The sequence below is a fragment of the Veillonella sp. genome (assembly GCF_015058545.1).
GTDB lineage: Bacteria > Bacillota > Negativicutes > Veillonellales > Veillonellaceae > Veillonella_A.
Genome location: NZ_SVCB01000080.1, coordinates 1 through 11,175 on the forward strand (window position 1 = coordinate 1; position 11,175 = coordinate 11,175).

General features: G+C 46.4%; 9 protein-coding genes and 1 other RNA gene. All 10 read left to right on the forward strand.

Annotated elements, in window-relative coordinates; all coding sequences use genetic code 11:
- The coding region (locus E7204_RS05445; RefSeq protein WP_295182527.1) for a DHHA1 domain-containing protein at positions 1 to 1,271 on the forward strand (1,271 nt) is incomplete at its 5' end.
- A gap of 10 nt (positions 1,272 to 1,281) precedes the next feature.
- Positions 1,282 to 3,519: a bifunctional (p)ppGpp synthetase/guanosine-3',5'-bis(diphosphate) 3'-pyrophosphohydrolase gene (locus tag E7204_RS05450; RefSeq protein ID WP_295182545.1), complete on the forward strand. Its 2,238-nt coding sequence runs from the start codon at positions 1,282 to 1,284 to the stop codon at positions 3,517 to 3,519.
- Positions 3,519 to 3,968, forward strand: a complete 450-nt coding sequence (gene dtd / locus E7204_RS05455) for a D-aminoacyl-tRNA deacylase (protein WP_295182530.1) — start codon at positions 3,519 to 3,521, stop codon at positions 3,966 to 3,968. Before E7204_RS05450 ends, dtd begins: the two co-directional genes overlap by 1 nt.
- Before the next feature lie 65 nt (positions 3,969 to 4,033).
- Positions 4,034 to 4,654: an MBL fold metallo-hydrolase gene (locus E7204_RS05460; RefSeq protein WP_295182533.1), complete on the forward strand. Its 621-nt coding sequence runs from the start codon at positions 4,034 to 4,036 to the stop codon at positions 4,652 to 4,654.
- 13 nt (positions 4,655 to 4,667) lie between these two features.
- Positions 4,668 to 5,732, forward strand: coding sequence for an AI-2E family transporter (locus E7204_RS05465; RefSeq protein WP_127058778.1), 1,065 nt, complete (start codon positions 4,668 to 4,670; stop codon positions 5,730 to 5,732).
- Positions 5,729 to 6,211: a Fur family transcriptional regulator gene (locus tag E7204_RS05470; protein ID WP_021841666.1), complete on the forward strand. Its 483-nt coding sequence runs from the start codon at positions 5,729 to 5,731 to the stop codon at positions 6,209 to 6,211. Before E7204_RS05465 ends, E7204_RS05470 begins: the two co-directional genes overlap by 4 nt.
- The gene (gene hemZ / locus E7204_RS05475) at positions 6,204 to 7,703 is read left to right on the forward strand and encodes a coproporphyrinogen dehydrogenase HemZ (RefSeq protein WP_295182539.1); all 1,500 of its coding nucleotides are present in this window, start codon (positions 6,204 to 6,206) and stop codon (positions 7,701 to 7,703) included. The genes E7204_RS05470 and hemZ overlap by 8 nt, the downstream gene beginning before the upstream one ends.
- 4 nt (positions 7,704 to 7,707) lie before the next feature.
- Positions 7,708 to 8,979 carry a histidine--tRNA ligase gene (gene hisS, locus E7204_RS05480; RefSeq protein WP_295182542.1) on the forward strand — a complete coding sequence of 424 codons (1,272 nt, stop codon included), beginning with the start codon at positions 7,708 to 7,710 and terminating at the stop codon, positions 8,977 to 8,979.
- Positions 8,980 to 8,984: 5 nt separating this feature from the next.
- Entirely contained in the window at positions 8,985 to 10,781 is a 1,797-nt protein-coding gene (aspS, locus tag E7204_RS05485) for an aspartate--tRNA ligase (protein ID WP_127058781.1), read from the forward strand.
- Positions 10,782 to 10,920: 139 nt separating this feature from the next.
- A non-coding RNA gene (ssrS, locus tag E7204_RS05490) (6S RNA) lies at positions 10,921 to 11,094 on the forward strand.
- The last annotated feature ends 81 nt before the right edge of the window (positions 11,095 to 11,175 follow it).

Consider the following 11,175-nt stretch of genomic DNA (forward strand, 5'->3'; position numbering starts at 1 on the left):
ACCGCATTATTGTTCGCGAAGGGCTTAAGAAGATGATGACATCGCCAAATATGGGGATTGATGCCCTCGTAGCGGTAGCGGGTCTTCAAGGTCGTAAATTAACAACCGGTCACATCGGTTTTACCTTGGCACCGCGCCTCAATGCGGCCGGTCGTGTAACTCATGCGACGCGGGCGGTGGAATTATTGACCGCTACGGATATGGCAACAGCCAATACCATTGCGGAAGAACTGCAAGAAACTAATTTGGAGCGCCAAACCATTGAGCGGGGCATTCACGAAGCGGCCCGGCAGGACGTAATCAATCAGGGTGAATCGGCTCATAAGGTTATCGTTGTAGCCGGTGAAGGTTGGCATCCCGGCGTTATCGGCATTGTGGCGTCGCGCTTGGTGGAAGAATTTTATCGGCCATCCATGGTTATCAGCATTCATGACGGTGTGGGCAAAGGATCCTGCCGCAGTATAGATAATTGCAATATTTATGATGCTTTAAAATCGGCGGAAGATTTACTCTTGCAATTCGGTGGCCATAAACAGGCGGCCGGTTTCAGTATTGAAGCGGATAAAATTCCCGCTTTGCGGGAGCGCTTGGCCGCCTATTGCGAAGCGAATTTGACGGCGGAAGATTATGTGCCGATTATCGATATCGACTCGGAGTTGGAACCGGGTGAAGTAACGGTAGAATTGGTGGACCAGATTGAAACCTTAGAGCCCTACGGCATGGGGAACAGCACTCCGGTATTTGCCATCAATCCGATTGCCGTACAGGACGTGTACTTATTGGGGCAGCAGAAGAATCATTGTAAGATTATTTTGCAATCCCAAATAGGCCCGTTGGATGCGATTATTTGGCACGGCGCCGACTATCATCGGGAAGTATTTCCTGATGAACGGGTTAAAGTCGCATTTTCCTTGCAAAAGAATGAGTGGCAAGGGCGTATTTCACCACAATTGATGGTGCAGGATTTGGCGCTTTTGGATGAACAGCCTATCAAACTGACGGCAGAGGGCTTGCGCGAAATGTATGTCATCGTGCGCAGTATTTTCAGAAGTGCTACGGCACCGCGCTATATTGTGGAATCGGAAGTATTGCACCGCCATCCGGAAAACCAGACGAATAAGGAAGCTATGCTATCCTTGGATGTTTTTAAAGAGCTTGGGATTTTACAGGAAGAAGCTACGGATGACGGCATGGCACTTTATCGTTGGTGCCATGTAAAAGAAAAATTAGAGTTAATTACATCACTGACATTTTTAAAATACAGTGCCTAAGGAGGTGGAAATTATGGCTGAAAATGAAGAAGGCAAGGTTATCGTCGATCAACCGGCTTTTAATAAAGAAGTGGAATTGGCACATCTGATGGAGATTGTTCACTCCTATTTGGATGATAAAGATTGTGACGACATTATGCGGGCTTTTAAAGTGGCGGACAAAGCTCACGCCCCGCAAAAAAGAGCGTCCGGCGAACCGTACATCTTACATCCTTTAGCCGTAGCCACCATTTTGGCCAATTTACAAATCGATGCGACGACCGTTATCGCCGCACTGCTCCATGATGTTGTGGAGGATACGGAGTATACGTTGCCGCAGATTGAAGAGTTATTTGGGAAAGAAGTGGCTTTTTTAGTCGACGGTGTTACGAAATTAAATCAATTTCAGTATCACACCAAAGAAGATCAGCAGCTGGAAAACTATCGCAAGATGATTCTGGCTATGGCGAAGGACGTGCGCGTGGTGGTTATTAAATTAGGCGACCGCCTCCATAATATGCGTACTTTGAAGCATATGCGCAGCGATAAGCAGAAGCGCATTGCGCAGGAAACTTTGGAAATCTTCGCACCGTTGGCTCATCGGTTGGGGATTTTTAACATTAAATGGGAATTGGAAGACTTGTCCTTCCGTTATTTGGAACCGGACAAATACTACGATTTGGTAGAGCAAATGCGTGAAAAGCGCCATGTACGCGAAGAAATTGTTGACGATACCATGAAACAGCTGAAAAAGGCGCTGGATGATGCTCATATCAAGGCTGATGTTAAAGGTCGACCAAAGCATTTTTACAGTATTTATAAAAAAATGAAAAAGGACAATCGCGATTTGTCGCAGATTTACGATCTGTATGCAGTGCGCGTTATCGTGGATACGATTCCGGATTGTTATGCCGTACTGGGTATCGTTCATAATTTGTGGAAACCGTTGCCATATCGTTTTAAAGATTATATTGCCATGCCGAAGTCGAATATGTATCAGTCCTTACATACCACGATCATCGGGACCATGGGGCATTCTGTAGAAATTCAGATTCGAACCTGGGAAATGCACCGCGTTTCCGAATACGGCGTAGCCGCTCATTGGCGCTACAAAGAAGGCAATAAGGGCGGCGATAAAGACTTTGACCAGAAGGTCGGTTGGCTTCGCCAAGTTCTTGAATGGCAGGATGCGAGCAATCCGAAGGAACTGGTTAATGCGTTAAAATTGGACGTGTTCTCCGGGGAAGTGTTCGTTTTCACGCCGCGCGGTGACGTATTGAAACTCCCTAAAGGGGCGGTACCGCTTGATTTTGCGTATCGTATTCATACCGATGTAGGCCATCGCTGTGTAGGGGCTAAGGTAAACGGTAAAATCGTATCCCTTGATTACACCTTACAAAACGGCGATATCGTCGATATTATTACGTCAAAAACCGGCAAACCGAGTCTTGATTGGCTTAATATCGTAGGATCTACGGAAAGCCGGAGTAAGATTCGCAACTGGTTTAAAAAGGAAAATAAAGAAGAAAACATCGTTAAAGGCCGTGAGCTTTTGGAAAAAGAAGCGAAACGACTCAATTATGATTGGAAAGAGCTCAATAAGCCGGGCCGCATGGAGCAGATTGCGAAAGCCTTGAATGCAGGCAGTGAAACGGAGCTCTTATCGGCTGTCGGTTACGGCGGGATTCCGGTAAATTCCGTATTGTTACGTTTTGTTGATTTATACAAACGTGATTTGGCAAAAGAAGACAATCGCCGCGATACGATGGCTCTCTTGGAAAAACTCAAAACCCATGAACCGGTGCATCGTAAGAGCAGTACGGGGATTCTCGTCAACGGCGAACCGGATGTAATGGTTCGTATGGCTCGTTGCTGTAATCCGGTACCGGGCGACGAAGTGGTAGGCTATATTACCCGCGGTCGCGGAGTATCCGTCCATCGGGCGGATTGTCCGAATATCGGCCACACGCCGGAAGATGTGGACCGTATGATTGAAGTATCGTGGGATGCGGGGACGTCGGAAAACTTCCACGTAGCCATTGAAATTACCGCTTACGACCGAGGTGGTTTACTCATGGAAATCATGGCCACGCTGTCGGAAATGAAAATTAACATTGTTAATATTAATGCTAAAGTGGATGATACGAAGAATGCGAATATCAACTTAGTTATTGAAATTCGCGACGTATCGGAACTTGATTTTGTTATGACTAAATTACGGCGTATTCGCGATGTGTATACCGTGCAACGCGCCAATGGAGGTAGTTGATGCGGGCAGTAGTGCAAAGAGTGAGTGAAGCAGCTGTAACCGTCGAAGGCGAAACAACCGGTGCCATTCCTAAGGGGCTTATGGTTCTGTTAGGGGTCGGCAAAGGTGACACCGATTCGGATGCCATTTATTTGGCTGACAAGATTGTTAACTTACGCATCTTTGAAGATGCCGAGGAAAAGATGAATCTGTCCGTAGCCGATGTGAATGGTGAGATTTTGGCTGTGTCGCAGTTTACACTGTACGGTGATGTACGTAAAGGCCGTCGCCCCGGTTTTGACCAAGCGGCACCACCGGACGAAGCGGAGCGTTTGTATGAAGTGTTCATCAATCGTTGTCGCGAAGCGGGGGTAACGGTGGCCACGGGGCGATTTAGAACGCACATGATGGTGAGCCTTACCAATGACGGACCGGTGACCATCTTGTTGGACAGTCAAAAGCTGTTTTAAATGCTAATATTTTAATCATTTAATCATTTAATATATTTCGCATAATATTGTGGAGAGTGATGCGTATGAAATTATATCGGATGCCCTTAGGGGCGTTGGGGACGAATTGTTATATCGTCGTTGATGAAAGCAATCAGCATTGTTTAGTCGTAGATCCGGGCGGTGAAGGCGAGCGTCTTGTTGCGCTTTTGAAAGAAAAAGGGGTGCAACCGGAAGCCGTTATTCTCACCCATGGTCACGGTGACCATATCGGTGGGGTACAGGCCGTGGTGGATGCATTCAAAGTGCCCGTTTATATCAACAAGGGCGATGAAGAATTTTTGACAAACAGCAATCTTAATTTGAGTGGTGCCATCGGTCAGCCCGTGAAGGTGACCGGCGATATTCGTTTTATCAAAGAAGATGATGTGATTCATCTCGGTGAGTACTCCTTTAAGGTTATTGAAACACCGGGGCATACGCCGGGCGGTGTTTGCTTCTACGGTGAAGGCATGGTTCTGGCAGGGGACAGCCTCTTGCTGGAATCCATCGGCCGTACCGATTTCCCGGGCAGCAGCTACGAGGACTTGATTGATTCGGTTCGCCATAAACTCTTTACCTTGCCGGAAGAAACTGTCGTTTATCCGGGCCATGGGCCGGAGACGACCATCGGTCATGAAGAGACTTATAATCCGTTTTTTCGTTAGGCGGTGACCGAATATGTTAAAAAAATCAACACAGTATTGGCTCAGAGTCGTGTTGATTGTGCTGGCCGTGATTTTTCTGTGGGCCATTATTCCGGTGCTCTGGCCGCTTATTGTATCGTTAATCTGTACGCTCATTTTGCTACCCGTAGTGAATGGCATCCAAGATTATATGCGACATCGGCTGGGCTTTGCGTGGTTTCCCCGTTGGCTGGCCATCATACCGGCATTTCTGTTGGTAGCACTTATTTTACTATTGGTAATTCAGTTTATTATCTTACCGTTTATTGCTGAATTTACCCGTTTGCTCAATAACTTACCGGTTTTGATGTCACAGCTCATTGTTTTGTGGCAAGATATCACGTCCGGTGAATGGTTGAAGTTACCCCCACAGATTGATGCCATCGTCATGACTACTTTGGCCCGTATCAGTTCGTACGGCGTCGAATTGGCGCAGCGCGGCATTTTCGCTATTTTTTCATTGGCAACGACCGTTTTGGAATGTTTACTCGTACCGATTATGACCTTCTATTTATTGAAGGATGGACGGCAAATTAAGGGCAAAGTCATTTCGATTTTCCAGCCGCCGCACAATCGGTATTTAATGGACGTGGTGAATCAGATTCACCGTACCATGGGGCGCTATTTGCGGGGACAGCTTCTTTTGGCAACGAATATGTTCTGCATAACCCTGGTCATAGCCTATTTTTTTGAATTACCGTATCCTTTGGTATTGGCCTTGTTCGCGGCTATCGCGGAATGGGTTCCTATTATCGGACCTATTGTAGCAGCCATACCGGCTATTATATTGGCCTCCTTGGTGGGGCCTGCATTGGTAGTGAAAATTATCATTACCTATGCCATTATTCAGTTAATTGACGGGCAGATTGTGATGCCTAAAATTTTAGGTCACGTTATCAAGCTGCATCCGTTAGTTATATTAACCGTAATTTTTGTAGGCGGTTATTTCTATGGCATCATCGGTATGATGACGGCAGTGCCGATCACAGCGATGTTACAAATCGTGCTTACAAAACTTTGGTATTTTAACTCGTTTTACAAGAAGGATGGAACTGTATGAACACGACATTAGAAAAATTGAAAGAACGTATTAAAGACAAAAAGTATAAGTTGACGACCCAACGCCAGACAATTTTACAAGCGTTTATTGATGCGGAAGAAAAGCATCTCTGCGCTGAAGACGTATATGTATTGGTTAAAGCTGTAGCCCCTGATATCGGTTTGGCTACCATTTACCGTACCCTCGATCTATTCACTGAACTTGATTTATTAAAACGCCTTGACTTCGGTGACGGTCGTAATCGTTACGAATTAAATGATGAAGAATTTGCTCATTTCCATCATCATTTAATTTGTGTTAAATGCGGTTGCGTCAAAGAATTTGAAGACGACATGCTCGAAACTTTGGAATCCATTATTGCCAAAAAACTTAATTTCAAAACGATTGACCATCAGTTGAAAGTCTATGGCTACTGCGGCGATTGTCAGGAAAAAATGAAAGCGGAAGAAGCGGAAGCGGCTGCTCAAAAGGGTGAGTAATTTGACCTATCGTTATACGGGACCGTTGCCTTTGGGCAGTGTGGTGGCGCATTATTGCGGCGCCGCCGGTCTTACGACGACTAAAGGGGATTCTCTTTGGCGCCTGGAAGGTCTGGGCGCTGAAGAGGGCTATACCTTGACGGTGTATCATAATGACGAGCCGGTGGCCGTGTTTAAAGGGGCTCTTTCCAATGAAGGACGCCTCGAGATAGGTGGGCAATTACTTAAATTAATCCGCACTACCCAAGGACGTCCCGCTCTTGGTGAGTGGGGCACTTTGGTAGGTGTTCGGCCAACAAAAATGTTCCATAAATTATGGGACAATGCCGAAAACAGTGATACGCCACCAGTCGCTGAACCATCGAATCCCGATGAGTCCGGTGCTGTCATATCCGGTTGTGACACGGCGGTACAAGTCTTGCGAGACCGCTTTGAAGTCAGCGAGCCGAAGCTTGAGCTGTTAAAAGCGGTAGCTACGCTACAGCGTCCTTTTGTGGCGCCTCATGAAACGGCGGACCGGGAAGTGAGCGTTTACGGCGGCATTCCGTTTTGCCAAACGCACTGCACGTATTGTTCGTTCCCATACGGGCTGATTCAGGATTATCGGCGCATTCCGGAGTTTTTGGGCGCCTTTGTAAACGATGCAACGCAGCTTAAAGGCCTTATTGAGGCATATGGCTTACAAGTTGCCACGGTGTACATGGGTGGCGGTACACCAACGAGCTTAGGTGATGAGGATTTTGCAACAGCCTTGGCAGCCTTGGCCAAGCTTCATCGTGAAAACAGTGAATTTACGGTGGAAGCGGGGCGGCCTGATTCGGTGACGCCTCATAAGCTTGCGACTATGGCTAAACTGGGGGTTAACCGAATCAGCATCAATCCGCAGAGTATGCACGATGATATTTTAAAAGCTGTCGGGCGCGGTCATACGGCTGCGGCTATTAAAGAATTATATGCCTATGTGCGTTCTTATACGAATTTTTCCGTGAATATGGACTTTATTGCGGGCTTACCGTATCAGACTATTTCGCACATGGAAGAAAATCTAGATTATGTTTGTCAGGCACGGCCTGAAAATGTTACAATTCATACATTGGCATTGAAGCGGGGCAGTCCGCTTTATGACGGTGTAGGTCGCGAGGCCATGCCGGAAGCCGCTGCCGTGGAAGAAATGGTGGCGCGCAGTAAAGAGCGCCTTGAGGCGGCCGGTTATGTGCCTTATTATGTGTATCGTCAACAATATATGACGAGCCAGACTGAAAATATCGGCTATACTTTGCCGGGGTATATTTGTGAATATAATATTCGGATTATGGAAGAACGGCAGAGCATATTATCCGTTGGTCCGGGTAGCTCCTCTAAATGGATGCGCGCTCCGGAATATCGGCAATTACAACAGCATATGCCTAAAGATGTATCCGTTTATATTGATACCTTATCAGCACTGCTTGAAAAGCGCAGTCGATTATGCAAAAAGTTTTGGGAGGGATAAAAATATGGGAATTCAAAAGCCTAGAGGTACACAAGACTTATTACCTAATGTAATTGGTAATTGGCGCTATGTGGAAGACAAAATTCGCCGTATTTGCGCAGCGTACGGATTTGACGAGATTCGTACACCTATGTTTGAAGAAACAGGTTTGTTTTTGCGTGGTATCGGTGAAACAACCGACGTAGTTCAGAAGGAAATGTACACATTCCCGACAGGCGACAAAAAAGAACAGACTTATACGTTGCGTCCTGAAAATACGGCATCCGCCGTACGCGCCTATTTAGAAAACAAAGTATACGGCCAGGAAAACTTGACGAAATGGTTCTACATCGGACCGATGTTCCGTCATGACAAACCACAGGCCGGTCGTTATCGCCAGTTCTACCAATTCGGTGTGGAAGTATTGGGTACGCAGGCTCCGGCAACTGACGCCGAAGTAATTTTGATGGTGTTGCAATTATTTAACGACTTCGGCCTTAAGGACTTAAGCGTACAGGTTAACTCCGTAGGTTGTCCGAATTGCCGTCCCGCTTACCGTGAAAAGTTAATTGCCTTCTTTGAACCTAAAAAAGATCAACTTTGCCCGGATTGCCAAGCTCGTTTATATAAGAACCCGCTTCGCATTTTGGACTGCAAAGAAGAAACTTGTAAAGCTTTATCCGTTGGGGCCCCTGAAATTCATGAAAACTTATGTCAGGAATGTTCCGACCACTTCGATCAGCTCCAGAAATTCTTGACCGCAGCGAATGTTAATTATGTTGTAAACCCTCGTTTGGTACGCGGTTTGGATTACTACACGAAGACAGCTTTCGAAGTACAGTATGCACCGCTCGGTTCTCAAAGTGCCGTAGCCGGTGGCGGTCGTTATGACGGTCTCGTAGAAGAATTGGATGGTCCGCATACGCCGGCTGTGGGTTTTGCCATGGGCATCGAACGTCTCTTGTTGGCCCTTGAAAAGCAAGGTTTATTACCGGAAGAAACGATTGATCCGTCCGTGTTTGTAGTTGCTTTAGGCGAAGAAGCACAGGTAGCCGGTTTTAAATTGGTTAACGACCTTCATAAAGCCTATATTAAGGCGGCTATGGACGGCGAAGGTAAAAGTATGAAGAGCCAGTTAAAACATGCTAACAAAATTAATGCAAAATATGTTATTATAGTGGGTGATGATGAATTAGCTCGCGGTGAAGCGATTATTCGCGACATGGAAAGCAGCGAGCAGGAAACCGTAGCCTTTACGGATGTATTGGCACGAGTAACTTCACTAGTGAAAGGATGACAAGAATGGAAACAATGCAAGGATTGCACCGCACACATGGTTGCGGTACTATCAGCGAAGAACAAGTAGGTAAGGAGGTTGTCCTTTGCGGTTGGGTAGAACGCCGTCGTGACCATGGCGGATTGATTTTTATCGACCTTCGCGACCGCTCCGGCGTAGTTCAGGTCGTAGCATCCCCTGATCATAATTTAGAATCTTTCCACAAAGCGGAAGATGTACGTAGTGAATACGTACTTTGTGTTCGCGGTAAAATTACGGAACGTGATGCAGATGCCATCAACCCTAATTTGGCTACCGGTCGTTATGAAATGTACTGCGAAGAACTTCGCGTACTCAATGCGTCCAAAACACCACCGTTCTATATTCAAGACAATATTGACGTTGATGAAAATATCCGCTTAAAATATCGTTACTTGGATCTTCGCCGTCCGGAAATGCAGCGCAACTTAATCCTTCGTCACCGTGTGACTAAGGCTATGCGTGACTTCTTGGATTCCCGTGATTTCCTCGAAATTGAAACACCAATGCTTACGAAGAGTACACCGGAAGGGGCTCGTGACTACTTGGTACCGTCCCGCGTGAACCCTGGTTCTTTCTATGCATTGCCACAGTCTCCTCAGATTTTTAAACAAATCTTGATGGTAGCCGGTTATGAAAAATACTTCCAAATCGTTCGTTGTTTCCGTGATGAAGACTTACGTGCCGACCGTCAGCCTGAATTTACCCAGCTCGACTTGGAAATGAGCTTCATCGACCAAGAACAGATTCTGGAAACCTTGGAAGGCTTGATTCACCATGTATTCAAAACAACGATGGACATTGATGTTCAGATTCCGATGGCGCGCATCACTTGGGATGAAGCCATGGACAAATACGGTTCCGACAAACCGGACCTTCGTTTCGGCATGGAATTCACCGATGTAACCGACTTGGTTCGCACGACGGAATTCAAAGTGTTCCGCTCCGTGATTGACAACGGTGGTATGGTTAAAGGTATTGTAGTACCTGGCGATGCAGGCATTCCGCGTCGTGAACTTGATGACCTCGTAAACTATGTTGGTCAGTACGGTGCTAAAGGCCTTGCTTGGGCATGCTTTAACGAAGACGGCACTATCAAATCCCAGATTATGAAATTCTTGGGTGAAGATACTATCCGTGCCATTGGTGAAAAAATGCAGGCTAAACCGGGCGACTTGGTACTCATGATTGCGGACAAACCGGCTGTGGTAGCCAAAGCTTTGGGTGAACTTCGTCTTGAAATGGGTCGTCGTATGAACCTTATCGACGAAAACAAATTGGCCTTCACTTGGGTAACCGACTTCCCAATGTTCGAATACGATGAAGAAGAAAAACGTTATGTGGCTATGCACCATCCGTTCACTTCACCTCGTGCCGAAGATATGGATAAATTAGAATCCGATCCTGCATCCGTTAAAGCCATCGCCTATGATATGGTATTGAACGGCGTTGAAATCGGCGGCGGCAGTATCCGTATTTACCAATCCGATGTACAGGAAAAAGTATTCAAAGCTATCGGCCTTACGGAAGAAGAAAGCCGCAGCAAATTCGGTTTCATGTTGGATGCCTTCCAGTTCGGGGCACCTCCACACGGCGGTTGTGCCTTCGGTCTTGACCGTTTGGTAATGCTCATGGCTAAACGTCAATCCATCCGCGACGTAATTGCGTTCCCTAAGACACAGAGTGCGGCCGACCTCATGAGCCAGGCTCCGTCTACAGTTGCGCCAAAACAGTTGCGTGAACTTCACATTAAAACCGATACGGAAAAAGAAAAGTTAGTGTAAAATCAAGTTTTTGGTAAAAAAAAGTATGACCGCTAGTACTTTTTGGTCTACTTCTGCTTGATATATGCTAAATCTATATCAGTCGTTTGTTTCAAGACCTTGAAATAAACGGCTGATTTTGTTAATATAATAGTAAAGAATCCCCCTGCTGTGTGCGTGTGGTATCGTAGTTTTGAGCCAACACTATTACATCGGGAGCCTGGACTCTTGTATTGGCACTATGCCTGATGAAGGACAGTAAGATTACGAGGAGGGCACCCACCTGCTATCGCAGGATCAAAACACGGTATATATACGGCATGGTGGGGCTCTTATAAGCCGCCTTAGGGCGGCTTATTTTTGGCTCTTTGTCAAATTTTGGGGCGCTAAAGAGTCTATGCACTTTGAGGAAGGA